General features: G+C 71.1%; 21 protein-coding genes. 11 read left to right on the forward strand and 10 right to left on the reverse strand.

Going from position 1 to position 25321, the window contains the following annotated elements:
* Positions 1 to 7 precede the first annotated feature (7 nt).
* Positions 8 to 952, forward strand: a complete 945-nt coding sequence (locus ACQBAT_RS04875; protein WP_420748027.1) for a DegV family protein — start codon at positions 8 to 10, stop codon at positions 950 to 952.
* A gap of 189 nt (positions 953 to 1141) precedes the next feature.
* On the opposite strand, the gene ACQBAT_RS04880 is transcribed toward ACQBAT_RS04875, so the two are convergent.
* The 3 genes from ACQBAT_RS04880 to ACQBAT_RS04890 all read right to left on the reverse strand — a co-directional run bounded on the left by ACQBAT_RS04880 (position 1142) and on the right by ACQBAT_RS04890 (position 5637).
* Positions 1142 to 2065, reverse strand: coding sequence for a LysR family transcriptional regulator (locus ACQBAT_RS04880; protein ID WP_420748028.1), 924 nt, complete (start codon positions 2063 to 2065; stop codon positions 1142 to 1144).
* 121 nt (positions 2066 to 2186) lie between these two features.
* The gene (locus tag ACQBAT_RS04885) at positions 2187 to 4682 is read right to left on the reverse strand and encodes a DNA internalization-related competence protein ComEC/Rec2 (protein WP_420748029.1); all 2496 of its coding nucleotides are present in this window, start codon (positions 4680 to 4682) and stop codon (positions 2187 to 2189) included.
* 1 nt (position 4683) lies between these two features.
* Positions 4684 to 5637 (reverse strand): helix-hairpin-helix domain-containing protein, encoded by a 954-nt coding sequence (locus ACQBAT_RS04890; RefSeq protein WP_420748030.1) that lies wholly within the window; start codon positions 5635 to 5637, stop codon positions 4684 to 4686.
* A 585-nt stretch (positions 5638 to 6222) separates the two neighbouring features.
* On the opposite strand from ACQBAT_RS04890, the gene ACQBAT_RS04895 reads away from it, so the two are divergent.
* The 7 genes from ACQBAT_RS04895 (at position 6223) to ACQBAT_RS04925 (ending at position 12560) form a co-directional block, all read left to right on the forward strand.
* Positions 6223 to 7560 (forward strand): patatin-like phospholipase family protein, encoded by a 1338-nt coding sequence (locus ACQBAT_RS04895; RefSeq protein ID WP_420748031.1) that lies wholly within the window; start codon positions 6223 to 6225, stop codon positions 7558 to 7560.
* Between the two features lie 163 nt (positions 7561 to 7723).
* A complete protein-coding gene (locus ACQBAT_RS04900; protein ID WP_420748032.1) occupies positions 7724 to 7999 on the forward strand; it encodes a PRC-barrel domain-containing protein in 276 nt (91 codons plus the stop codon).
* Positions 8000 to 8044: 45 nt separating this feature from the next.
* Complete coding sequence (locus ACQBAT_RS04905) at positions 8045 to 8635, forward strand: YsnF/AvaK domain-containing protein (RefSeq protein WP_420748033.1); 591 nt, start codon at positions 8045 to 8047, stop codon at positions 8633 to 8635.
* A gap of 184 nt (positions 8636 to 8819) precedes the next feature.
* Positions 8820 to 9560, forward strand: a complete 741-nt coding sequence (locus tag ACQBAT_RS04910; RefSeq protein WP_420748034.1) for a response regulator transcription factor — start codon at positions 8820 to 8822, stop codon at positions 9558 to 9560.
* Positions 9557 to 11137, forward strand: coding sequence for a sensor histidine kinase (locus tag ACQBAT_RS04915; RefSeq protein WP_420748035.1), 1581 nt, complete (start codon positions 9557 to 9559; stop codon positions 11135 to 11137). The genes ACQBAT_RS04910 and ACQBAT_RS04915 overlap by 4 nt, the downstream gene beginning before the upstream one ends.
* On the forward strand, positions 11134 to 12024 hold the full coding sequence (locus ACQBAT_RS04920) for a Sir2 family NAD-dependent protein deacetylase (RefSeq protein ID WP_420748036.1): 891 nt from the start codon (positions 11134 to 11136) through the stop codon (positions 12022 to 12024). Before ACQBAT_RS04915 ends, ACQBAT_RS04920 begins: the two co-directional genes overlap by 4 nt.
* Before the next feature lie 206 nt (positions 12025 to 12230).
* Positions 12231 to 12560 (forward strand): PRC-barrel domain-containing protein, encoded by a 330-nt coding sequence (locus ACQBAT_RS04925; RefSeq protein WP_420748037.1) that lies wholly within the window; start codon positions 12231 to 12233, stop codon positions 12558 to 12560.
* Positions 12561 to 12576: 16 nt separating this feature from the next.
* On the opposite strand, the gene ACQBAT_RS04930 is transcribed toward ACQBAT_RS04925, so the two are convergent.
* Positions 12577 to 12951 carry a LysM peptidoglycan-binding domain-containing protein gene (locus ACQBAT_RS04930; RefSeq protein WP_420748038.1) on the reverse strand — a complete coding sequence of 125 codons (375 nt, stop codon included), beginning with the start codon at positions 12949 to 12951 and terminating at the stop codon, positions 12577 to 12579.
* Between the two features lie 218 nt (positions 12952 to 13169).
* On the opposite strand from ACQBAT_RS04930, the gene lexA reads away from it, so the two are divergent.
* On the forward strand, positions 13170 to 13886 hold the full coding sequence (lexA, locus tag ACQBAT_RS04935; RefSeq protein WP_420748039.1) for a transcriptional repressor LexA: 717 nt from the start codon (positions 13170 to 13172) through the stop codon (positions 13884 to 13886).
* A gap of 164 nt (positions 13887 to 14050) precedes the next feature.
* Here the strand turns inward: lexA and ACQBAT_RS04940 are convergent, their stop codons facing one another.
* The 3 genes from ACQBAT_RS04940 to ACQBAT_RS04950 all read right to left on the reverse strand — a co-directional run bounded on the left by ACQBAT_RS04940 (position 14051) and on the right by ACQBAT_RS04950 (position 18064).
* Positions 14051 to 14662: a hypothetical protein gene (locus ACQBAT_RS04940; protein ID WP_420748040.1), complete on the reverse strand. Its 612-nt coding sequence runs from the start codon at positions 14660 to 14662 to the stop codon at positions 14051 to 14053.
* A gap of 61 nt (positions 14663 to 14723) precedes the next feature.
* Positions 14724 to 17348 carry a glycoside hydrolase family 65 protein gene (locus ACQBAT_RS04945; protein ID WP_420748041.1) on the reverse strand — a complete coding sequence of 875 codons (2625 nt, stop codon included), beginning with the start codon at positions 17346 to 17348 and terminating at the stop codon, positions 14724 to 14726.
* Positions 17345 to 18064, reverse strand: a complete 720-nt coding sequence (locus ACQBAT_RS04950; protein ID WP_420748042.1) for an HAD family hydrolase — start codon at positions 18062 to 18064, stop codon at positions 17345 to 17347. The genes ACQBAT_RS04945 and ACQBAT_RS04950 overlap by 4 nt, the downstream gene beginning before the upstream one ends.
* 74 nt (positions 18065 to 18138) lie before the next feature.
* On the opposite strand from ACQBAT_RS04950, the gene ACQBAT_RS04955 reads away from it, so the two are divergent.
* A complete protein-coding gene (locus tag ACQBAT_RS04955) occupies positions 18139 to 20370 on the forward strand; it encodes a RecQ family ATP-dependent DNA helicase (protein WP_420748043.1) in 2232 nt (743 codons plus the stop codon).
* A 498-nt stretch (positions 20371 to 20868) separates the two neighbouring features.
* Entirely contained in the window at positions 20869 to 21591 is a 723-nt protein-coding gene (locus ACQBAT_RS04960) for a slipin family protein (RefSeq protein ID WP_420748044.1), read from the forward strand.
* 197 nt (positions 21592 to 21788) lie between these two features.
* Here the strand turns inward: ACQBAT_RS04960 and ACQBAT_RS04965 are convergent, their stop codons facing one another.
* The 3 genes from ACQBAT_RS04965 to ACQBAT_RS04975 all read right to left on the reverse strand — a co-directional run bounded on the left by ACQBAT_RS04965 (position 21789) and on the right by ACQBAT_RS04975 (position 25303).
* Positions 21789 to 22601, reverse strand: a complete 813-nt coding sequence (locus ACQBAT_RS04965; RefSeq protein ID WP_420748075.1) for a CPBP family glutamic-type intramembrane protease — start codon at positions 22599 to 22601, stop codon at positions 21789 to 21791.
* Positions 22602 to 22722: 121 nt separating this feature from the next.
* A complete protein-coding gene (locus tag ACQBAT_RS04970; RefSeq protein WP_420748045.1) occupies positions 22723 to 23763 on the reverse strand; it encodes an LLM class flavin-dependent oxidoreductase in 1041 nt (346 codons plus the stop codon).
* Between the two features lie 100 nt (positions 23764 to 23863).
* Complete coding sequence (locus ACQBAT_RS04975; RefSeq protein WP_420748046.1) at positions 23864 to 25303, reverse strand: DUF222 domain-containing protein; 1440 nt, start codon at positions 25301 to 25303, stop codon at positions 23864 to 23866.
* Positions 25304 to 25321: the final 18 nt, after the last annotated feature.

Here is a 25321-nt window from a genome sequence, read left to right on the forward strand (position 1 = left end):
GGGTCTCGTGACCGTCCGCGTCGTCACCGACACCACCGCCTGCCTCTCGGCCGCCACGGCCGAGCAGGCGGGGGTGGTCGTGGTCCCGCTCCACGTGAGCGTGACCGGGCGGGGCGTCCTGGGCGCGCGGGAGATCACCCCGGGTGAGGTGGCGGACATCCTGCGCGATGGACGGGCGCGGGTGTCGACCTCGATGCCGTCGCCGGGCGAGTTCGCCCAGGCCTACCGGCGGATCGAGGAGGAGCAGATCGTCTCGGTCCACCTGTCCGGGCGGATGAGTGGGACGGTCGGCTCGGCGCGGATGGCGGCCGAGATTCTGGGTGCCGAGGGGCCGGGTGCTGACGGGGCGGGCCCTGCTGGCGCGGCGGGCGAGGCGGGTGCGGCACGGCGGGTCGAGGTCGTGGACTCGGGAGTCCTCGGGTTGGCGATGGGGTATGCCGTGGTGAACGCCGCGCGCGCCGCCGAGGCCGGGGCCTCGGTCGAGGAGGTCGTGGAGCTCGTCCGTCGGCAGGTCGGGCTGAGCCGGACCTGGTTCTACGTGGACACCCTCGAGCATCTGCGCCGCGGTGGCCGGATCGGCCGCGCGGCCGCGCTGGTGGGATCGGCGCTCGCGATCAAGCCGCTGCTGACGATCCGGGGCGGTGAGGTGCACCCCGAGGCTCGCGTCCGTACGCGCACCAAGGCGCTCGCGACCCTCGTGGACCGGGCTGTGGCAGCGATCGAGGAAGGCGAGCGCGAGGGTTTGCGGGTAGCGGTGCTCGAGCTGGGCGCCCGGGATGCTGCCCTAGAACTCGCCGCGACCCTGGAGGAGCGTACCGGCGTCCGACCCGACGTCGCCGAGCTCGACCCGATCACCTCGGTCCACGTCGGCCCCGGCACCCTCGGCATCGTCGTCGCCCCCACCGCACTACCCCCCACCGCACTACCCCCCACCGCACTACCCCCCGCCTGACCCCTTCTTCCGACCGAACGTCCGTCATGCTCGCTGTGAGTGCGACCGGACGCGCGAGATGTCGGCCCTGAGGCCCACCGAACGCGCGACATGTTGCCCGTGAGGCCCACCGAACGTGCGTCCTGCTCGCTCTCAGCCCGACCGAACGTCCGAGGTGGACGGCGTGCGAGAGGTGGGTTGCGGCATACCTCAGGACTCGGCTGCTGCGAGCTCCCGGGCACTGGCGCACAGGGCCGCGAGCGTGGCGGCGACGGCGGGGACCCGCTTGAGGTCCGGGGTGGTGACGACCTGGACGACCCGGCGCGAGGGCGGGGACACGGGGCGGATGACCACGTCGGGGTGCGAGACGGTCTGAAGGATGAGCTGGGGGACGAGGGCGACGCCGAGGCCCGCGGCCACGAGGCCGAGCACCGCGACATAGTCCTCGGTCTCGAAGGCGACCTCGGGTTCGAAACCAGCGCGCCGGGACAGCGACAGCAGGTGACCCCGGCAGCGGGGGCAGCCAGCGATCCAGGTGTCGGCGGCCAGGTCGGCCAGCTCGACCTCGTCCTGGTCAGCCATCGGATGGTCTGCGGGCAGGACCAGCATGACCGGGTCGGTAAGGACGTCCATCACCTCGAGGCCGGCGAGGTCGTCCTCGCCGCGACCAGGGTCAGTGCCCTCGTGCGAGAACGCGACCGCCAGGTCGACGGTGCCAGCACGCAGCGCGGCCAGCGACTCCGGCGGCTCGGCCTCGGAGAACTGGACCGTCACCTGCGGGTGGTCGCGGCGTAGGGCGGCGAGCGCGCGGGGGACGAGGGTGGCGGAGGAGGATGGGAAAGCCATCAGCCGGACGCGACCGCTCTGCAGCCCGGCGATCGTGGAGATGTCGGCCTCGGCCCGCTCGAGCGCGTCGAGGATCTCGGCGGCATGCCGGGCGAGGAGCTCGCCGGCCTCGGTGAGGCGGACAGCGCGACCCGAGCGCTCGACGAGGACGGTGCCGGTCCGCTCCTCGAGCCGGCGCACCATCTGGGAGACCGCGGGCTGGGTGTAGCCGAGGGATGCCGCCGCCGCCGTGAAGGTGCCCTCCTCGGCGATGGCTCTCATGACGCGCAGTCCGGCGGCATCCAGCATGCGGGCCAGCATACGTGCGGACAGAACTCGCGTTCTGTCGACCTCCTGGCTGACCTCTTGCGCGTTCGGTGGGGCTGGGGCGGGACATGCTGCGCGTTCGGTGGGGCTGGGGCGGGAGGGCTTAGGGGTTGCGGCGGTGGACGAGGAGGGAGCCGTCGCGGTCGGGGTGGGGGGAGACGGCGACATCGCCGTCCAGGTCGGTGCGCAGGACGACGGTGCCGGTGCGGGCGAGCAGGTCGAGGGTGCGGGGCGCCGGGTGACCGAAGGTGTTGTCCTCACCGACGCCGATGAGGGCGATCTCGGCGCGGGCGTTGGTGACCACCTTCTCGTCCTGGGCGGCGGAGCCGTGGTGGGCGACCTTGAGGATGTCGTAGTCCCGGCCCGCCAGGATCCGCCGTAGCGGCCGCGCCCCCTCGGGCTCCAGGTCTCCGGTGAACAGCATGGCGACCCCGCCCACCTGAATGTCCGTGACCAGGCTGGCGTTGTTGGCCGCCGAGCCGCCGACGACGGGGCGCTCGCCGGGGGAGACGACCTCGATCCGGACGTCGCCGACCAGCCGGACCGCCCCGGCAGTCACCACCTCCGCCGGGACCTGCGCCCGTGCGAGCGAGCGGAGCGTCATCGCGGCCATCTCAGGCGGCTCTTCAACAGGGCTCAGGTATGCCGTGTCCACCGGCAGGTGCGCCAGTGCGCCATCGAGCCCCAGGACGTGGTCGGCGTGGTAGTGGGTGAGGATGACCGCGTCCAGGCGGGCCAGACCGAGGTCACGCAGGCAGTCGCGCAGCGGTGCGGGATCTGGTCCGGTGTCGATGAGGATGCCGGAGTCAGGTCCGGAGCGGAGTACGAAGGCGTCGCCCTGTCCCACGTCGCAGCCGACGACGAGCCAGTCTGGCGGGGGCCAGGAGCCGAAGCGGTGGGTGGGCCAGAGCCAGGCCAGGATGGCGGCGAGCAGTGAACAGACCAGGATGGGTCGGCGGGCGATCTGGAACCGCCACCACGGCCCGGTGAGCAAGGCGAGGACGGTCAGGAGGGTGAGCAGCCAGGCGCCCGGGACGCCATCGACCCAGTCGAGCTCGCCGTAGGGCAGGTCGGCGCAGATGCGGGCGACCCGCGCGATCATCCAGGCCGGGATCGCGGACAGCCAGGCAACCACGACAGCCAGCGGCATCCACAGCGGGGAGAGCACGGCCGCGACGACACCCAGCACGGTGGTGGGAGCGACCAACGGTGCCGCGAGCAGGTTGGCCAGCACCGCGACGGTCGTGATGCTGCCCTGCAGCAGGACAATGATGGGTGCGCAGGCGACCTGTGCCGCGAGCGGGACCGAGATGGCGTCTCCGACCAGACGCGCCCACGCTGGCAGCCGGGAGGCGATGGCATCACCCCAGGGCCGGGACCAGAGCACTAGTCCCAGGGTGGCGAGGGTGGACAGGGCAAAGCCGTAGGACCGCCCCATCCACGGATCGCTGCAGAGCAGGAGGATGACCGCGACGCCGAGCGCGGGGAGGCTGACCCGTCGCCGGGCCGAGGAGAGCGCGAGGAGCCCCACGGTGCCCATCACCCCGGCGCGCAGCACTGATGGCTCTGGTCGGCAGAGCAGGATGAAACCGCCCAGCCCGAGGAGCACGATCGGCGTGCGCCAGCGCCGCGGGAGGCCGAGACGGGCGACGAAGATGGCCAGGGCACCGCAGATCAAGGCCACGTTGGAGCCGCTGACTGCTGATAAATGGGTCATCCCGGTTGAGCGCATGTGCTCCGTGAGGTCCTCGGGGGTGAGCGAGGTGTCGCCGATCACCAGGCCAGGGACCAGTCCGCGGGAGTCCGCGGGCAGGCTGCTCAGAGCCGTCCGAAAGCGGTCGCGGACGTGGTCGGTGCCCTCGAGCACGGCGTCCGGGATCCTGGCCAGGCCGGTCCCGGGAGGGAGGCGGTCCGGAGTTCCGAGGGGTTTGAGGATGGCGACCGAGCGCTCGGTGCCATCGGTCGGGGAGAGCTTGGCGAGTGTCGTGACCTGGTTGCGCCAGGTGAGGTCCTCCCAGCCCTGCCCTTCCTGAGCCATCACTAGCACCGGGCTGGTCACCTTGGCGGTGTGGCCACGGGCGGAGATGGTGCGGAGCTTGGCCTCGACGATGACCAAGCCCGCACGCTCGTCACCGCGCGTGATCACCCGGGGCTCCAAGGTCAGGATCAGCTCGGCCCGCACGACCGCGCGGTTGTGGGCCCATTCCTGCGTCGGACCGGCAGCGGCGCGGGCGAGCTGGGCGGAGGCCGCGGTGCAGACGAGCCCCGTCGCCGCCAGGCTCAAGGCCACGGCACCGCCGAGCCCACGACCGAGATCGCGCCGGACCCACCGGAGTCGCTCGGACCTGCTGGTCCGGTGCCGACCACGGCTCGCGCGCGCCGACCGCAGGACCATGACGAGCGCGCCGACCAGGCAGGTGATCCCGACGCTGAGCGTGACCAGTATCGGTGCCGGCAGCAGCGCGACCAGCACCGCCCACGCGACGAGTGAGGGCACCACCAGTCGGCCGTCGAGCCGCCGCGACTCCTGTTCCTGCTCCGAATCGTCCGGTTCCGCGTCGGTCCCGCGGCGGTCCTCCCATTCCAGCCCCAGCGCCACCTCAGTTCCCGACCGTCACCATCGGCTCGAGCTTGGCAAGCGTGCGCTCGCCGATCCCGCTGATCTCGAGCAACTCATCGACCGAAACGAACTGGCCGTTCTCCGCTCGCCAGGCCAAGATCTGACCGGCCGTGACCGGACCGACCCCTGGAAGGGTCTCCAGGAGAGTCTGGTCCGCTGTGTTCAGGTTCACCTGAGCGCCCGTCGCACCTCCAGTACCGGAGCCACCAGCCCCCGAGCCACCGTCACCAGCGCCGCCGCTGCCCGCCGCCCCGTTTGCCCCGTCCGCACCCGGTGGGCTCCCTGCCGACTGGGGCGGGGCCCCTGCTGCAGCAGGCGGTTCCTCGCCGGGGCGCCCCACCCACACCTGCTCACCATCCACCACCGGGCGGGCGAGGTTGAGCGCGCTGTGATCGGCATCCGGCCCGAGACCGCCGGCAGCCGTGACCGCATCGATCACCCTGGAGCCCACCGGCAGCTCGACAACTCCGGGCTCGGCCACCTGGCCTGCCACGTGCACGAACACGGTCTGGGGGAGGGCTGAACCAGTGTCCTCGCCCAGGCCATCGGCTGGTGCGCCATCTGGTCTGTCGGGCTCAGCGCCCGTGGTCCCGCCGCCCGGCTGGCCAGATCCATCAGGCTGCCCGTCGACGCCGGGGGGCACGCCACCCTGCGCCTGCTGCCCAGTGCTTCCCGCCCCGCCCAATGCCCCTTCTGGCGTCGCGCTCGCCGCTTCGTGGGCAGCGATCGGCACGCGGTCCTCGGGAGCGGGCACCCCAGCCTGGCGGGCGAAGAACCAGCGTCCGGCCAGCACCAGGGTGACCACGACGGCGAGCACGAGCATGCCGCTCACCGCTTTCATCCCGACCGAGACGTCGAGGGCGCGCAGCGACTCCGGGAAGGTCAACAGACGGACGCGCTCGGGGCGGTGCCGTCCCTCGTCAGCGGTGCTCACATGGTCACGATCACGATCACGGTCACTCTCACGAGCACGGTCACGCTCACGAGCACGGTCACTCTCACGAGCACGGTCACGCTCCCGGTCTTCGCCACGGTCCCGGTCTCTGGGTGCGTCTCCGTCTCTGTCGATAGGCCCACCATGCGAAGGGCCTCCCGACCCGCCACCATCGGGCGCCTGCGCATGCACGCCCATCCGCTCGCTCGCGCTGGCCCGGGCGCGCTCGATCAGCTCGCCGAGCGGGTCGTCAGTGGCGCCGCGCCACCCGGCCGCGACGCTTCCCACGGAGCCTTCTCCCGTCGTCTGGTTCTCGTCCTGTCCCCCGCCGCCCACCACATCCCCTCCTGCGCCGCTCGCCCTCCTGTTCCGTCTCACGACGCTAGGCACCGCCCCGCACGGCTGACGAGCCCGAGAGCAGCATCTGTGGACAGCGCCCCCACCCACCAAGACCATGTGGACGGCGCCCACCTCGCCGAAGGAGCCCACCCCACCTGCAGGTGTCATCCCACCGTCACCTGGCGGACGCCGTGGTGTCGGCGTGGCATTCACCCTCCCGTCATCCGCCGGCGGTTCGCTGGCAGCGTGCTCCACCCACCCGGACACCACCCGCCCTCCGCTGCGGCGGACGTCGCGTCGGCCCAGCTCGGCGCCGCACGAGCCACCGCCCACCACGGACCCTCCGCTCGGCGGGAGCGCCACGGGAGCGCTCTCTGCCTCTCCGGGGGAGGTTTCCGCGCGGCACTCTTCCACCTGGGTGCGGTCCGCCGGCTGGACGAGCTCGGCGTCCTGGGTCGTCTGCGCACCATCAGCGCGGTCTCCGGTGGGTCGATCGTGGCGAACCTGCTCGCCCACCCCGAGCTCGAGTGGCCCGATCCCGCTGGACCGCCCGCGCGCGTGGGCGGGCTGGAGGACCTGGTCGTCCAGCCGCTGCGTCGACTCACCGGCCGCAACGTGCGCACCCCCGCTCTTCTCGCGCGCCTGCGCCCCGACGCCTGGGGTCGCCCGGACGTCAGCGTCTCCGTCCTCGCCGACGAGCTCGAACGGGCCATCCCCTGGTGGGGCACCGACCTGCGCGAGCATCGCCGCGGCGGCCCGGTGATCCTCACCGGCGCGACCGAGACCGGGTATGGCGTGTCCTGGGTCTTCGCCGACGCCCACTCCGCGGGCCCGCGGGGTCGGATCGGTGACCACCGCCTCGGGTATGCCGCACCCCCGCCCGGGCTGCGGATCGTCGACGCCGTCGCCGCCTCCTGCGCGCACCCGCCGTGGTTCGCCCCGCTGCTGCTCGACGGCACCCGACTCGGTCTGGTGGGCGGGGTGCCGGACGTCGACGAGCCGGCCGACGTGCGCGACACCATCCTGCGTCGGATCGAACTCGCCGACGGCGGGATCTACGACAACTTCGGCCTCGAGCAGGTCTGGTCCGACCACGAAACAGTGCTGGTCAGCGACGGTGGGGCGGTCTTCCGCAGCCGTGCCGGGGGGTCGGTGGTAGGGCGGCTTTGGCACCTGCTCTCGATCGCCTCCTCTGGTGGCGGCACCACACGCCTCCGATGGCTGCGCGCCAGCTTCTCGGCCGGGTTCCTGCAGGGGGCCACCTGGTCGCTGGAGACCCCCAACACCGTTTCCGCCGTCCCCGGCCACGCTCCCGATCGGGACCTCGCCGCCTGTTACCCGGCCCAGCTGGTCGCGGCGATCAACCGGGTGCGGACCGACCTCGACGCGTTCACCACCCAGGAGCAGATGGTCCTGGAACGGCACGGGTATGTCGTCTCCGACGCCTCGGTCCGCAAGCACAGCCCCGGGGCGGTGACTCTGGACGCACCCCTGGACCCCCCACACCCTCAGGTCGCCGACGTGGATCGGGCCGCCTCCGCGCTGTCCCGCTCGGACCGGATCACCGCGCTGGGGAGGCGTTGACCATCCAAGGGCACGGACCGCCGCCCCGCGCTCGCCCGCCCACGCGGCTCCTCACCCGGTCGGATGAAGTGCGCATGTCGGCAGGCGAGCTGACGCCAACCTGTCTTGGCTGGAGGAGAACGTGGTCATCCGGCCGCGCCACCTCCGATCAACGAAGGGACGGATGACTGTGAATCACGAGAACACCCAGCACCTCTACGACGCCAAGGTGGTCACCCAGGACGGTGACAACCTCGGAGGCGTGGGCCAGGTGTACCTGGACGACCGCACCGGCCAGCCGAGCTGGGTGTCGGTCAAGACCGGTTGGTTCGGCACCAACGAATCGCTGGTCCCGCTGGATGGCGCAAAGTTCACCGACGGTGAGATCCACGTCCCGTTCACCAAGGACGTCATCAAGGACGCTCCCAATGTCGACGCCGAGCACCACCTCTCCGACTAGGAGCAGGACGAGCTCTTTGGCTACTACGGCGGCGCCGGGGCCGACATGTCCCGGTATGACGACACTCACCTCGGCGGTGACCGTTCCACCGATGAGCACCGGGCTGCGGACCGGACCCACACCGACGGTGATGTCCAGGGTGAGCACGCGGCCCGTGACCACCAGCGCGGTGAAGGCCGGGTCGGTGACGAGGGTTCCATGACCCTGCACGAGGAGCGCGTGGGCGTCGGCACCGAGCAGGTCGAGACCGGCCGGGTTCGCCTGCGCAAGCACGTGGTCACCGAGCAGGAGACCGTCACCGTTCCCGTGCAGCGCGAGGAGGTCGAGCTCGTCCGGGAGCCCGTCGCCGATGGCGAGGCGACCGACGGCGCCCGCCTCGGCGAGGAGGACGCTGAGGTCGTGCTGCGCGAGGAGCGCCCGGTCATCGAGAAGGACGTCGTGGCGACCGAGCGTGTCGGTCTGGACAAGCAGACCCACACCGACGAGCAGCAGGTCGTGACCGACGTCTCCCGCGAGGAGGTCGACGTCGAGCGCGACGGCACCGACGGTCAGACGCGCCACGATCAGGCGCACGCTGACCAGACTCACGCTGACCAGACGCACGACGCGGACGGCGAGCCCCGCCGGGACGTCTGAGTCCCTGAGGTCTAGGAAGGGCGCGGTCCACTCGGGCCGCGCCCTTCGCATGTCCGCATCGCCCGCGGGACGGGCCGGCTCCGGCGAGGGTGGTCAGCGGGGCGACCACACGGCATACAGGGGGCACAGGAGACTCATAGGTGAGGCACACCCGGGTCACGGGGTGGCAGGATGAACTTCCATCATGACCACCACGTCGCATCCCCGGTTGAGGCGCTTGGACGGGACCCCTGTGCGGGTCCTCGTCGTCGATGACGAAGTCCAGCTGACCGAGCTGCTGACCATGGCCCTGCGCTACGAGGGGTGGCAGGTCGAGACGGCCACCACCGGCCTGGACGCGGTCCGGATCGCGCGCGAGTTCCGCCCGGACGCGGTCGTGCTCGACATGATGCTGCCCGACATCGACGGGATGGAGGTGCTGCGGCGGATGCGGGCCAACGAGCCGGACGTGCCCGTACTCTTCCTCACCGCACGGGACGCGGTCGAGGACCGCGTCGCGGGGCTGACGGCAGGTGGGGACGACTACGTGACCAAGCCGTTCAGCCTGGAGGAAGTGGTGGCGCGCTGCCGCGCGCTGATGCGGCGGACCGTGATGGTGGCCGACCCGGGCGGCTCGATGCTGGTGGTCGGCGACCTGACCCTGGACGAAGACGCCCACGAGGTGATGCGCGACGGCAGCGAGATCACCCTGACCGCCACCGAGTTCGAGCTCCTGCGCTACCTGATGCGCAACCCACGCCGGGTGCTGTCCAAGGCGCAGATCCTGGACCGGGTGTGGCACTACGACTTCGGGGGGCAGGCCAATATCGTCGAGCTCTACATCTCCTACCTTCGCAAGAAGATCGATGCCGGGCGGGAGCCGATGATCCACACCATGCGCGGCGCCGGCTACGTCCTCAAGCCGGCGGGATCCGCCGATCGATGACCGGCCGCCGGTGGTCGCTGCGCTCCAAGATCGTCGCCTCCGTGGTGGCGATCTTCGCCTGCGTGCTGCTGCTGTCCGGAGTGGTGACCACCCTGGCTCTGAGGCAGGCACTGCACTCCCAGCTCGACGACGACCTGCGCGCCTCGGCGGATCGCCAGGTGCAGATGGTGCAGGGGCCGGGGAAGGGTGTGAGCGACCCGGGCCGCGATGATGATGGTCCGGGCTTCCGCCCGCCGGGCGGTGGTGACCGGGCGCTGACCCTGGTGCTGCGGGAAGGCTCCGACGGCACCGTCGAGGTCGTGCGCAACCAGGTGGTGGACGAGGCGAACCGCGTCACCACCCTGGACCAGGAGCAGATCGACCAGTTGACCCAGGAGGTCCTCACCGAGCCGAGCACGATCAGCCTGGGCGAGGAGTTCGGGGACTACCGGGTGCTGGAGGTCGACGTGGCACCGGGGGGGCAGGGCGGATCGGACCAGGGTGGATCGGGCGAGGGCGGAGCGACTCAGGGCGGCGCGACTCAGGGTGGCCAGGGCTCAGCCGAACCTGGGGGAGGCGCTACCGCCGGTGAGCTGCGCGTCATCACCGGGCTCCCCCTCGCGGGCGTCGTGGCCACGACCCGGCAGGCGACGACGATCCTGATCCCGGCAGCGCTCCTGTCCCTCCTCGCGGCGGGCGCTGGCTCTGCCTATCTCGTCCGCCGCAACCTGGCGCCCTTGGCGCGGGTGGCGGCCACTGCCCGCACGGTCTCGGCGCAGCAGCTGGAGTCGGGGGAGGTGGAGGTCGCCGACCGGGTGCCGGAGCGGGACACCGACCCCACCACCGAGGTGGGTCAGGTGGGCCTGGCCCTCAACAACCTGCTCGACACCATGGAGAACGCCCTCACCGTCCGGCACGACAGCGAGCAGCGGGTGCGGCAGTTCGTGGCCGACGCCTCGCACGAGCTGCGGACCCCGTTGGCCTCGATCCGTGGGTATGCCGAGCTCAGCCGCCGACAGCAGGAGGCAGTGCCAGACCAGGTCGGGCACGCCCTGGGACGGATCGAGTCCGAGGCGCTGCGGATGCAGGGCCTGGTCGAGGACCTCCTGCTTCTGGCGCGCCTCGACGCCGGTCGCCCGCTGGAGCACGCGCCCGTGGACCTCACCCTGCTGTGTCTGGACTCCGTGGCCGATGCCCGGGTCGCCGGGCCTGAGCATCGCTGGGAGCTGGACCTGCCCGAGGAGCCGCTGGAGGTCACCGGCGACGAAGCCCGGCTGCGCCAGGTGCTCACCAACCTGCTCGCCAACGCCCGCACCCACACGCCGGCCGGGACCAAGGTGGTCACCGCGCTGCGTGCCGTCGACGATGGCGTCGAGATCTCGGTCGTCGACAACGGCCCGGGGATCCCGGAAAAGCTGCAGGACAAGGTCTTCGAACGGTTCTCCCGTGGTGACGACTCCCGCTCGCGAGCGGCCGGCAGCACCGGCCTGGGGATGAGCATCGTGGCCGCCGTCGTCCGCGCTCACCGCGGCACCGTCGGGATCGACTCGGTCCCGGGCCGCACCGCGGTCACGGTGCGGCTGCCGGAGGCAGGGTGAGCGTGCGAGTCCCGGTCCCCACCCGACTCACCCTCCCGCCACGGACCCCCGTGGATGAGTCCCGGTATGCCGACCTGCTGGCTCTCGTCCGTGACGGCGGCGTGGTGGTGCTCACCGGGGCAGGGATGTCGACGGCGTCCGGGATCCCGGACTACCGCGGCCCGGACGGTCAGCGCCGGGTCGAACCGATGCAGCACGGGGAGTTCGTCACCAGTGCCGCTGGCCGGCAGCGCTACTGGGCGCGGGCTTTCGCCGGCTGGGAGAAGTTCGCCGCGGCAGAGCCCAATGTGGCCCACCGGGCAGTCGCCGAGCTGGAGGACCTCGGGGTGGTCGACTGGGTGATCACGCAGAACGTCGACGGGCTGCACCAGCGGGCCGGCTCGCAGCGGGTGCTCGAACTCCACGGCTCCTTGTCCCAGGTGACCTGTCTGGACTGCGGCGAGCCGATCGATCGCGAGCAGGTGCAGGGCTGGTTGGCGGCAGCCAACCCAGGATTCCTGGAGTCGATCGACGGTGGGGGAGAGATCCGGCCCGATGGTGACGTGCTGCTGGCCGAGTCGGTGGTCCAGACCTTTCGCACCCCGCGCTGCCTGGTATGCGCCGGTGACCGGCTCAAGCCCGATGTCGTCTTCTTTGGCGGCACGGTCCCGCGCGATGTGGTGGACCGTGCGTTCGAGCTCGTCGACGGAGCCAGGTCGTTGCTGGTCCTGGGTTCATCGCTGCGGGTGATGAGCGGCTACCGATTCGTGCGGCGCTGCGCCAAGGCTGGCATCCCGGTCGCCTTGGTCACCCGGGGCTCGGTGCGCGGCGAAGGCGAACCCGCCGTGCACGTGGATAGCCTGCTCGGCGATGTCCTGCCCCGCCTCGTGGCTGATCTAGGTGGCTGATCTAGCCGGTTGATCTAGCCGGTTGATCTAGCCGGTTGATCTAGCCGGTTGATCTTGGGGTTGGCCTGGGTCGCTGATCGGATGCCCTACAGCAGCCGCGAGCACCGGCGAGGCGGTCCCGACCGGGGGCGACCGGGTGTGATTCCCTGGGGCCAAACAGCGCGCCAGCGGCGGCGCGGTGGTGGCTCGAGGACACGGAGGTCGCGATGATCTCGCAGGAGCAGATCAACCAGCTCTACGACGCCGAGGTCGTGGATCAGGATGGTGAACGCGTCGGATCGATGGGTGAGGTGTATGTCGACAACCGCACCGGCGACCCGGCCTGGGTGACCGTACGCACGGGGTGGTTCAGCGCCAAGGTCTTCGTCCCGCTGTCCACGGCCGAGATCCTCGACGGGCAGATCCGGGTGCCCTATCCCACGTCTCGGATCAAGGCAGCACCCTCCGTGGAGTCCGACGGCCACCTCAGCGAGAACGATGAGGCCAACCTCTACCGCTATTACGCGGTCGAGGAAGGGCCTGCGCCGTCCGCCTGAGGGGGCGCCGGAGCGATCAGCGCCCGGGGATGACCAGCAACTGACCCGCAGCGATGCTGGTGGTGGACAGCTTGTTGGCGCGCTGGATGTCGCTGATCGCCTTGGACAGCGGCACGTCCGGCAACTGCTCGGTCGCGATCTGGGTCAGCGTCATGCCGGGCTCGACGACGATCGCCGAGTTGGCGCCGGCCGGGCTCATCAGGCTCAGCATGGTGGCCAGCGCCAGGGCGATCACCAGGCCGACCGTGGTGGTCACGGCCAACCGCCCGCGGCGGGTGATCCGCAGGGCGGGCCGGGGCGCACGACGCTCATCGGCGGCGACCAGGCGCAGGTGTCCGCCACGGGGACGGACGACGCCTGCCGGGAAAGTCTCGACTGCGACACTGCTCATGGTGTTCTCCTCCTCAAACGCGTGTGCGATAGCACGCACGTCCAGTTGTAGCACGATCGTACGAGTTTTGTCGACACGCCGTCGAACAGATGTTTGTCGAATGTGCGTCGAACCCGTACGCTGGGGTCATGTCAGGTACTCAAGCACCGACCACTGACACACCCTCTGACCTGGCCTGATGGTCAGGACCTGGCAGCCGGAGGAGACTGGGGAAGAAGATGGCCACCATTCACGAGATGCCCGACCGCGACGGCGGCGCGACCCTCACCAACCGACAGCGACGAGTCCTGGACGTGATCCGCGACTCCGTCGACGCCCGCGGCTACCCGCCGAGCCTGCGCGAGATCGGGGAGGCCGTAGGGCTGACCTCGCCCAGCTCGGTCGCGCACCAGCTGAAGATGCTGGAGCGCAAGGGCTACCTGCGTCGTGACCCCAACCGGCCACGTGCGATCGAGGTCGTCACGCCCGGCGGGGAGGGCCAGGGCTACCGCCGCACCACCTACACCACCCCCGGGGAGCCGGCCACCTTCGATGAGACCGGCATCGGTGACTCCCGCCCCGAGGCGTCCTACGTGCCGGTCGTCGGCCGCATCGCCGCCGGCGGACCGATCCTGGCCGAGGAAACGATCGAGGACATCTTCCCGCTACCTCGCCAGATCGTCGGCGACGGTGAGCTCTTCCTGCTCAACGTCGTCGGTGACTCGATGGTGGACGCCGCCATCTGCGACGGCGACTGGGTCGTGGTGCGTCGTCAGCCGACTGCGGTCAACGGCGACATCGTGGCCGCGATGCTGGACAACGAGGCCACCGTCAAGACCTACAAGAAGGTCTCGGACAAGGTGTGGTTGATGCCGCACAACCCGGCTTATGAGCCGATTGACGGTGACCACGCCGTCGTCCTGGGCAAGGTCACCGCGGTCCTACGCCGCGTCTGACCCCTCCGGCGGGGACGATCGACTGCCGGCTGCCTCCGGCGGTCGTCCCTGCCTCGACGCCAACGCCGCCCCGTCTCGACCCGGGGCGGCGTTGTGCTGTGTGTGTGCTGCCTCCGCGTCCTGGCTGAGTTCGTTGGCTCTGCCTGGATGGCGGTGCCGTGAGGTCACCTGCTGGTGGGCTCGTGCGTCCCCTGCTCGTCCTCGTCGGCGCGCGCCTCGTCGGCCCGCGCCTCGTCCTGGCTGCGGATCGCCTCCCACATCACCGGCAGCTGGGTGGAGGGGATGAAGTAGCCGGACAGGTGCGGATCGAACATCAGGCCGGCGATGTCGGCCGAGGCGTACGCGTCCGCGGTGTCCACGAGCTCCTGCGGCGGCAGCGCGATGGCCTGCAGGTGCTCGTCCGCGCCGATCATCCCGTTCTGCACCGCGAAGTGTCGGGCCCGCTCAGCATTGGTGAAGGTCATCAGCATCAGCTGGTCATCGATCACCGCAGCAGCGGGGGACTCCATGCCCTCGTCCCCGACCGCGATGAACCACCAGTGCGGCAGGTCCATCGTGGCGCGCCAGAGCTCAGTCATCCCCTCGTGGTCCTCCGGGCCCTCGACCCGGGCAGCGAGGAGGTCGGTCTCGGTCTCCGACGGCGGCAGCAGCGCATCGGCGTCCACCTCGGGCTCGGCAGCGACGGGGTCGTCGGCGGCCTGTCCCTGGGGGTTGGCGGCGCCACGGGCAGGGGACTGCTCGTGGTCCTGGAAGGGCAGGTCCGTCGGATCGCTCATCCCACTATCGGACCACACCGGGCGGCGTGATCCCAATCAACACCACGCCCGCGCAGCGGACTCAGAGCCGGTCGTCATAGACCGGCGCCCGCACGGGGATCGGCCCCGTCGGGTCGTCGAGCTCCTCCTGCCAGGAGTGCGGGACGACACCCGCTCCCGGGCTCACCGCCTCCGGGTCGCCAGGGTCGCGCTCGGTGGGAGCGGTCTCCTGAGCGGGCGGCGACGGCTCGCCCGACAACTCCGGCCCCTGCCCGTCGAGCGGCACCCGCACACCGTCGGAGTCCACGGTCACCGGCTCGCCCCGCACCTGAAGGGTCACCGGATCGCCGACCTCCACCGTCAACGACACAGCGTCCCGCTCGAGCCGGACGTGCAGGCGGGAGCCGAGCCACCGCATACGCCAGGACAGGGACGTCCACGGATCCGGCAGCCGGGGGTCCAGCGTGAGCACCCCGTCGTGGTCCCGCAGCCCGCCGAAACCGCCGACGAGCGCACTCCACACGCCACCGGTCGAGGCGACGTGCACGCCCTCGGTCGCGTTGCCGTGCCGGTCGTCCAGGTCGACGAAGAGCGCGTCGTAGAAGTAGCGCAGCGCCAGCTCGCGGTACCCCACCTCGGCCGCCACGATCGACTGCATGACCGCCGACAGCGTCGAGTCGCCGGTGGTGATGGGGTCGTAGTACTCGAAGTCGGCGCGCTTCTCCTGGGCGCTGAACTGGTCACCCGCGAGATAGAGGGCGAGCACCACGTCCGCCTGCTTGAGCACCTGGAAGCGATAGATCACGAGCGGGTGATAGTGCAGCAGGAGCGGGCGCCGATCGGCCGGGGTCGCATCCAGATCCCAGATCTCGCGCTCCAGGAAGTGGTTGTCCTGCGGGTGGACGCCGAGCTCCTCGGAGTAGGGGATGAACATCCCGTCCGCCGCCCGCCGCCAGGCCTCGAGCTCCTCGTCCTCCAGCTTCAACCGGGCCGCGGCTCGCGCGAACTGGTCCGGCGCCTCGTCGCGCAGCACCTCGACGGCCTCGATCGCCGCCCGCAGGTTGAGGCGGGCCATCACATTGGTGAACAGGTTGTCGTTGACGACGGTCGTGTATTCGTCCGGCCCGGTCACGCCGTGGATGTGGAAGGTCTTGTCGCCATTGCGTTGCCAGAAGCCCAGATCGGCCCACAACCGCGCCGTCTCCACGAGGATGTCCACGCCCTGGGAGTGCAGGAACTGGGTGTCGCCGGTGGCCCGGACGTACTTCATCAGGGCGTAGGCGATGTCGGAGTTGATGTGGTACTGCGCCGTGCCCGCCGCGAAGTAGGCCGAGGCCTCCTCACCGTTGATCGTGCGCCACGGGAAGAGCGCGCCGAATTGCGCCATCTCCGCCGCCCGCCGACGGGCGTCGGCGAGCATCCCGTGCCGGAAGCGCAGGGCGTTGCGCGCCGCCTGCGGGTGCGTGTAGACGAGGAAGGGGACCACGTAGCACTCGGTGTCCCAGAAGTAGTGGCCGCCGTAGCCGGAGCCTGTCAACCCCTTGGCCGGTATGCCGTGACTCCCCGCGCGCAGGGACGCCTGGCCGAGCTGGAAGAGGTTCCAGCGGACCGCCTGCTGCAGGTGGCCGAGGTCCTGCTCCTCGCTCCCCTCTTTCTCGCTGCTTCCCTCGATCTGCACATCGGACTCGGCCCAGAAGCGCGCCCACGTCTCGGCATGCTCCTCGTGCAGCCCGGCGACGCCCAGGCTGACCGCGCGCTCCAGGGTCCGGCCGCAGCGGTCGGCGAGCTCGCGCGGCGGCACGCCTCGGGAGGTGTGGACGGCGACGAACTTGTCGAGGCGGACCGGCTGGCCGCGCCGCGCCTGGACGCGGTAGACCTGCCGGGCCAGGTCGTCCTCGACGAGCTGGCGCTCGCTGAACTCGTTGTCGGTCTCCAGCGCGTGCTCGGCCATGGTGGCGATCGTCATGCCGGAGTTGTGGCAGCGGTAGCCCAGCAGCAACCGGTCGTCGCGGACCTCGTGCAGCACCGGGTCGAGCACCCGGTGGGAGAAGGCCTCGGCCTTGCGGGGGTCGTTGCCCTCGCCCATGGCGGCCGAGCGGACGTGATACTCATCCGAGCCGTCCTGCCGGTTGAGCACCTGGCTGGAGATCACGAGCGCGGCGTCGCCGTCCAGCAGCTCGACCTCGAAGGTCATCACGGCCAGGTGCCGCTCCACGACGCTGGCCATCCGGGTGCTGCTGATCCGCACCCGCTTGCCCGAGCTGGTCCGCCAGATCACCTCGCGGCGCAGCAGCCCGTCCCGGAAGTCGACCGAGCGCTCGTAGTGCTCCAGGTCGGCCGTCGTGAGCAGCAGCGGCTCGTCGTCGACGTAGAGCTTGATCGTCTTGGGGTCGGGGACGTTGACGATGGTCTGCCCGACGCGCGCCAGCCCGTAGGCCTCCTCGGCGTGCCGGATCGGCCAGGTCTCGTGGAAGCCGTTGACGAAGGTGCCGTGCGTGTGGGTATCCCGGCCCTCCTCGACGTTGCCGCGCAGCCCCAGATAGCCGTTCGACACCGCGAAGAGCGTCTCGGTCACGCCGAGATCCCCTGCGTCGTAGGCGGTTTCAACCAGCCGCCACGGGTCCACGGGGAATCGGCTGCGGTCCATCGGGTCGACCGGCTGCGGCGGCCGGTGCGAGGACACCCCGCCGCGGTCACCGATGGTCATCGGACCAGCTCCGCCAGGTCGGTGACGACCTCGTCAGCACCGTTGTCGCGCAACACATCTGACCCCACCCCGCGGTCCACCCCGATCACCGCATGGAAGTCGCCGGCCGCGCCCGCGCGGACACCGGAGACGGCATCCTCGAGCACTACGCATCCGGCCGGTTCGACGCCGAGCTGGGATGCGGCATACAGGAAGGTGTCGGGGGCCGGCTTGCCCGGCAGCCCCTCGCGGGCGGCCACCTGGCCGTCGACGACGACCGGGAAACGGTCGGCGAGGCCAGCCACGCGGAGCACCTCGGGCGCGTTCTTGGAGGAGGACACGACCGCCATCTTCGTGCCGAGCTCCGCGAGATGGTCCAGGAGCGCGACCGATCCCGGATAGGCCTCGATGCCCTCGGACTCCAGGATCTGGTTGAACTTGAGGTTCTTGCGGTTGCCGAGACCGCAGACCGTCTGCTCGTCCGGGTCGTCCTCGGGATCGCCCTCGGGCAGGTCGATCCCGCGGGAGTCGAGGAAGTCACGCACGCCCTCGTAGCGGGGTTTGCCATCGACGTGGTCGAAGTAGTCGCGGTCGGTGTAGGGCGCCTGCTCGGGATGCTCGGCGAGCACCTCCTCAAAGAGCGCCGCCCAGGCGCGCATGTGCACCTCGGCGGTCGGCGTCAGCACGCCATCGAGGTCGAACAGGGCTGCGGTCACGGTGTCGGTGTCCCAGTTCACGCCACCAACCCTAGGGAAGATCGGGCTGTGGACAACAGGTCGGGCGTGTCGGTGGCGACGGTTACGGTCCCTGTATGACGTTTCCCACCTCGTCCACCGACGGCACCCATGGCGACACTCGGGTCGGCAGCGGGGCCGGTGAGCCGGTCGAGGGCTCGGTCCCGCTCGAGCAGGCGGCGCTGGAAGCGCTGAGGAGGTTGGTCGGTCGGCCGGATGTGGACTTCCGGGACGGCCAGTTGGACGCGGTGCGCGCGCTGGTGGAGCAGCGCGGGCGGGTGTTGGTCGTGCAGCGCACCGGGTGGGGCAAGTCGGCCGTCTACTTCGTGGCGACGGCGCTGCGCCGGGCGGAGGGCGCCGGGCCGACGATCATCGTCTCGCCGCTGCTGGCGCTGATGCGCGACCAGATCGCGGCAGCCGCCCGGGCCGGGGTGCGGGCGGTGACGATGAACTCCGCCAACGCGACGGACTGGGATGACGTGCGGGCGGCGCTGGCGGCCGACGAGGTGGACGTGCTGCTCGTGAGCCCGGAGCGGCTGAACAACCCGCGTTTCCGGGAGGAGCAGCTGCCCGACCTGGCGGCCCGGTGCGGCCTGCTCGTGGTCGACGAGGCGCACTGCATCAGCGACTGGGGGCATGACTTCCGACCTGACTATCGTCGGATCCGGACCCTGCTGGAGACGCTGCCGCAGGGCACCCCGGTGCTGGCCACGACCGCGACCGCCAACGAGCGCGTGGTGGACGACGTCGTCGAGCAGCTGGGGGCCGGGGGAGCGGAGGTGCGCACGATCCGTGGTCCGCTGGCGCGCGCGTCGCTGCGGCTCGGTGTGCTGCCGCGGTTGTCGCCGGAGCAGCGCCTGGGCTGGATCGTGGCGCACCTGAACGCACTGCCGGGCAGCGGCATCGTCTACTGCCTCACGGTGTCCGCGGCCGAGGATGTGGCGCAGGCGTTGCGGGAGGCCGGGCACGAGGTGGCCTCCTACACCGGGCGCACCGACCCCGAGGAGCGGGAGCGGCTCGAGGCGGCGCTGCGTGACAACCAGGTCAAGGCGCTGGTGGCCACGAGCGCGCTCGGGATGGGTTTCGACAAGCCGGACCTGGGCTTCGTGGTGCATTTGGGGGCGCCGAGCTCGCCGGTGGCGTACTACCAGCAGGTGGGGCGCGCGGGTCGTGCGACCGAGCGGGCCGATGTGCTGCTGCTGCCGGGTTCGGAGGACCGGGACATCTGGAACTACTTCGCGACCGTCTCGATGCCGCGCCAGGACCAGGCCGATGCCGTCCTGGCCGCTCTGGGCTCCAGCGACAAGCCGTTGTCGACGCCTGCCCTGGAGACGATCGTGGACGTGCGACGGACCAGGCTGGAGCTGCTGCTCAAGGTCCTCGACGTGGACGGGGCGGTGGAGAAGGTGCGCGGCGGGTGGATCGCGACCGGTGAGCCGTGGGTCTATGACCGGGAGCGTTACACCCGGGTCGCCGAGGCTCGGGTGCGCGAGGCCGAGCTGATGGTCGCCTACCAACAGACCGACCACTGCCGGATGGCCTTCCTGCAAGAGACGCTCGACGACCCGACCGCGGCGCCCTGCGGGCGGTGCGACCGCTGCGCCGAGCCTTGGTACCCCACAGGCATACCCGATGCCGCCGTGGGCGCTGCCCGCGAGCGGCTGGGCTCGGTGGGCGTGCTGCTGGAGCCCCGGGCCCAGTGGCCGACCGGTATGCCGCGGCTCGGGGTAGAGGTGAAGGGCAAGATCCCCGCCGAGGAGCAGGCGGAGCCTGGTCGGGCGCTGGCCCGGCTCTCCGACCTGGGCTGGGGTCAGCGGCTGCGGTCGGTGCTGGAGGCGGGGACGGCACGGGTCGTGGATGAGCAGGACCCGGACGCCGGGATGGAGCCGGGTCAGCCGGTGCCGGATGAGGTGGTGCGTGCCGTGGTGCAGGTGCTGGCAGGCTGGGACTGGGCTGCGCGTCCGGTCGGGGTGGTGGCGATGCCCGCGCGCAGGCGTCCGGCGGTCGTGGGGTCGTTGGCGCAGCAGATCAGCCAGATCGGGCGGTTGCCCTTCCTGGGGACGATGGACCTGGTGCACGGTGGCCCGGTGGGGGAGACCGGCGGCAACAGCGCCTTCCGGCTCTCCAACGTCTGGGGTCGGATCGGCGTGGGACCTGAGCTCGGGCAGTCGCTGGCGTCGGCCCGGGGACCGGTGCTGCTGGTGGACGACGTCGTGGACTCGCGCTGGACGCTGACGGTCGCTGCGCGCGAGTTGCGGCTGGCCGGGGCGGACGCGGTGCTGCCCCTCGTGCTGGCCCTGGAGGCCTAGACCCAGCGAGGCCTCGTGCCGGCCATGGCGGACCAGACCCAGCGAGGCCTCGTGCCGGCCATGGCGGACCAGACCCAGCGAGGCCTTGTGCCGGCCATGGAGGACCAGACCCAGCGAGGCGCAGAAAGCGGGCGAGAAAGTGCTGGGCGCGATAACCGGTGGACTGACTCGGTTCGTCGGTGCAAGATGGGACGTCCTCGCGGGGAAGCAGCCACGGCCGACGTGTCGGACCCGGTCGCTGCGCATCGCCCCGGGAGGGTGCGGATCTCCGTCTTCGGACCCGCTTGTGCACTCTAGGATGCGATCTCTTACCAGGCGTCGCCGGTCGGCACTATGCCGGTCAAGGGCTCTGCGGCACCGTGCCTCGTCGAGCAGTAGCCGGCGACGCACGGATCGCCCCGCCCGCGACCGGAGCCGACCGGCGCCGTCGAGAGCGCGGTCTCAACCCATCAGTCATCACCACAGTCTCATCACCCCAGCCTGGAAGGAGGCCCGCCGATGATCTTCCGTCAGCAGGTGGCTGCGGCCACCGTCGCCCTGCTCTACCGCCGGGGTATCTATGAGCGCACCCTGGAGCCGGGGCGCCACCGCGTGCCGTGGGGCTCGGACTTCGTCCGCGTCGACGTCCGCGAGCGGCTCCTCCAGGTCGCGCCGCAGGAAATCCTGACCGAGGACGGCCTGTCGGTGCGCGTCTCCACCGTTCTACGCGTGGTGGTCAATGACCCCCGCGCTTACCACGAGCGCGCGGCGGACCCGGAGGCGATGGTCTACCTGGCGGCCCAGGTTGCTCTGCGTGAGGCGCTGGGCTCGATGACCGTCGAGGAGCTCACCCAGCGTGGCGCTCAGCTGCCCATCGCCGACCTGACCGCTGCAGTCGCCGAGGTCGGCCACGGTGTGGGTCTGGAGGTGCGGGAGGTCGTCGTGAAGGACGTCATCCTGCCCGCCGAGCTGCGGGCGGCGACCGTCGAGGTTGCGACGGCCAAGGCGCGTGGCCTTGCGCGGCTGGAGGCGGCTCGGGCGGAGACCGCAGCCCTGCGCTCGATGGCCAACGGCGCCAAGCTGCTCGCCGACAACCCCGCGCTCGCGCAGCTGCGGATGGTCGAGTCCCTGCCCTACGGGTCGCAGCTCGTTCTCCGCGTGGGCGATACCACGGGTGCCGACGCCCGGGCTGACGGCACCACGGGTGTCGACGCCATGCCTCACGGCACTCCAGACGACTGACAGGCCGTCAGGAACTCCCCGAGACAGCCTTGCGCTCCGAGCGTCTGACGGGCCGGTCTCACCAGCTGGTGGGACCGGCCCGTTGTCGTTCAGCGAGAACCTCTCTGGAACCGAAAGCTTCCCTCTCCCGAGGCACACCTGTGCCTGGCTCGCAGACTCCTGGCGTCAGCAGATGGAGACCTCAGTAGGTGAAGGCGTCAGTAGATGAAGTAGGGGAAGAAACTGCGGTCGTGCGCATGCACGATCGCCAGGAAGACGATGGCGTCGAACAGCAGATGGATGACGACGATGTAGGTCAGCGACTTCGTCCTGGTGAAGATATAGCCCTGCAGCAGCGCGAAGGGGATGGTCAGCGCCGGCCCCCACGACTGATAGCCCAGCTCCCACAGGAAGGACACGAAGATCGTGGCCTGCAGGACGTTGGCGATCCACATCGGGAAGTGCCGCCGAAAGAGCGCGAAGCAGATGCAGATGAAGAACAACTCGTCCCACAGTCCGACCGCGTTGACGCCGACGAAGAAGCGGCCGTACTCACTGGCGGTGAAGATCGCCGGCCAGTTCTGATAGGCGCCGGAGTTGATGAAGTAGTACGGCAGGATCAGGTAGCCGAGCAGCGGCACCGCGACGATGTAGGACCACTGAAAGCGCGTCCAGCGCCCGCCGCCGAGCCAGGGGAAGCGAATCGCCCTGCGCCGATAGACGAACCTGTCGATCAGCACCGGCACGACGACCGCCATGGTCAGCACGAAGCCGACGAGGAAGAAGCGGTCCCAGTTGATGTCGGCCTTGACCGAGGTGGTCGAGACGATCGTGATGCCGACCCCGATGAGCAGCAGGTCCTGGGCCAGGCGGCGGTCGAGCAGGTATGCCGTGACCAGGCTGGCCAGCAGCACGGCCTGGCCCGGCCAGCCGATCTCGACGGCGAAGAGCAGGAAGGCCGAGAGCGCGACACCGGCGGCGGGGATCAGGCCCCAGGGGGAGGTGGGCTCGACGAGGACGGTGTCGTCCACGGCGGCCGCAGCGTCCCGGTCGCCCGCCCGGTCCAGGTCACGGGCGTCTGCGGGGTCGCTGAGTGCCGAGCGGTGTCGCTCGGGCGGCTGGGCAGGGATCGCCGGTGGCACGGCGTCCACGCTATCCCGCGGTCAGCCCCCAGGCCTCGGCGAGCATCCGGTAGGACCGGCGGCGCAGCTCCGGGTCGAAGGTGTAGGTCGTGACGATGAGCTCGTCCAGCTGGTGCTGGGCGGCGAACTCCTCGAGCTGCTCCACGACCCGGTCGGGGGTGCCGACCATGCGCACCGACTGGTGGGCCTGGGCGAGCGGCAGCAGCTGGGTGGGTACGACGTCCTCGAGCCGCTCGACCGGCGGGTCGATCGGTGCGGGCTGGCCGGAGCGGATGCGGATGGCCATGAGCTGGGCGGAGGTGAAGAGGAAGTCCGCCTCCTCCTGCGTCGGTGCGACGAGCACGTTGACACCGGCCATCGTCGTCGGGCGGTCCACCTGGGCGGTCTGCGCATCGGCGATGAAGCGGTCGCGGTAGACCAGCAGCGCCTCCCGCAGCTGCTCGGGCGCGAAGTGCGAGGCGAAGGAGAAGGGCAGGCCGAGCGCGGCGGCGACCTGGGCTCCGCCGGTGGAGGAGCCGAGCATCCACAGCGGCACGTGGGTGCCCTCGCCGGGCAGCGCCCGCACCTGGCCGCGGCCGCCGGTCAGCGTCGGCGGGTCGCCGAGGTAGCCCTGCAGCGCCGCGACCTCGGAGGCGAAGTCCTGCAGCTGGCCGCTGGAGCGGGCCAGGGCGGCGGCGGTCATCGGGTCGGTGCCGGGTGCGCGACCCAGGCCCAGGTCGAAGCGGTCGCCGTGGATGGTGGCGAGGGTCCCGTAGTACTCCGCCACCATGAGCGGGGAGTGGTTGGGGAGCATGACACCGCCGGAACCGAGCCGGATCCGGGAGGTGTGATGGGCCATGTGCCCGAGCAGCAACGCGGTGGCCGACGACATGAACGTCTCCGAGCCGTGGTGCTCGGCCATCCAGAACCGGTGGTAGCCCAGCTCGTCCGCCTCCTGCGCCAGGAGCACCGACTCCTCGATCGCCTCGGTCGGGCTCATGCCCTGGGAACGGGGGACGAGGTCGAGGATGGACAGCGGGACGCGCGAGGGGGAGCTGGAGGAGGGGGCCATGTCCGGGCAACGCGGCAGCTGCCTCGGGTATGCCGTGCGCCTGGTCCCGGGCATGCCTCGGCGCCCGACCCCCTGGGTGGCCGGGCGCGGGGCGGGGTCGCTAGGTGTGCCAGACGACGACGCCGTTGATCACCTCGCCGTGGATCCCGTCTCCTTGGTGGACCTTGGTGTGGTGCTGGCCGCAGAGCAGGGCGAGGAACATGATGTCGGTCGTCCCGCCCCGCGACCACCACACCAGGTGGTGGGTGTCGCACCACTGGGGTGGGACGGTGCAGCCGGGGAAGGTGCAGTGCTGGTCGCGGACGACCAGCGCCTTCCACTGGCCCGGGGTGGCGTAGCGGGCGGTCCGCCCCAGCTGGAGCGGCTCGCCGGTCTCGGGTGAGAGCCAGACCGGGGTGATCTCGCCGCTGCACGCGAGCTGCGACGCGGCCCGCTCGGGCACGACCTCGCCGGTGGCGGTGAAGGCGGCCCCGGTGGGGCGACCCGTCTCCGGGTCGAACGGCATCGTGAGGATGATCGAGGCCCGCGCGGTCGACGGAGCCGCCCCGGGGTTGCCCAGCCCGCGGTCGATCACCGTCATCAGCGCGTCGAAGCGACGCTGACCGGGAAGCCGGGGGTCCGGGCCATCCTCGGTCGGCTGCGGGGCGGCCAGCGCGGAGGTCAGCAGCCCGTCGATCGTGGTCGCGGCCAGCGCCGGCGCGTCGACCGTGAACCGGACCACGCCCTTGCCGATCGTCCGCCGGCTCACCGACCGCAGCTCGTGCGCCCTCCGCTCCCGCTCCTGCTCGTCCTTCTCGTCCAGCAGGTCGACCAGGAGCTTCTCGCAGATGCGGCTCAGGTGGCGGTCGGAAAGGTCACGGCGAGCCGCGGCGTCGGTGGCGATCCCGGTGTAGGCCTCCAGCTGGTCGGGGTCGAGGCTGGACTGCAGACGCGTCAACGTGCGCGCCACCTGGGCCGCCCGGTGCAGGGCCAGCTCGCCGCGGGCCATCCGCTCACCGAGGGCGGAACCGTGGGGTGTGGCCGCGAAGCGGACGACCTGGGCCAGGGAGGTCGCCTCGGTCATCGGCATCCAGGGCATCCGCACCCGGAGCCAGTCGTGCAGCAGCAGACCCAGGGCGGTGTGCAGGCCGCGATCGAAAGCCTGCTGCGCCAGCACGAAGCACTCGGCGTCCAGATCGGTCCGCAGCCGCCCCACCGACTCCAGCCCGCCCACGACGGCCTCGTCGAAGAGCCGCACCGCGGCGTCCTGGTCCAGCCGCGCCGAGGCCAGCGCCCGCCCGGTGCGGGCGAGGCCGTCGACCACCTGCTGCGAGACGTGGCCCGCCGGCTCCTCACCGGCCAGCGTGGCGTCGACCTCGTCGACCATCGCCCAGTAGGCCGCGCTGTCCACCTCCTGGCAGGGCTCCGGCTCGGGCAGCGCCTCCAGTGCGGCCCACCGCTCCGCCGGCCCCGGCGAGCCCTCGCCGCCGCGAGCGGCGAGCTCCTCGGCCAAGGTGGCCGCGAGGAGCTCCCACTCTCGGGAGGTGCCGGTGAACGCCATACCTCATGCAAGCACCCA

Source organism: Ornithinimicrobium pulveris (assembly GCF_050261105.1).
Classification (GTDB): Bacteria; Actinomycetota; Actinomycetes; order Actinomycetales; family Dermatophilaceae; genus Ornithinicoccus.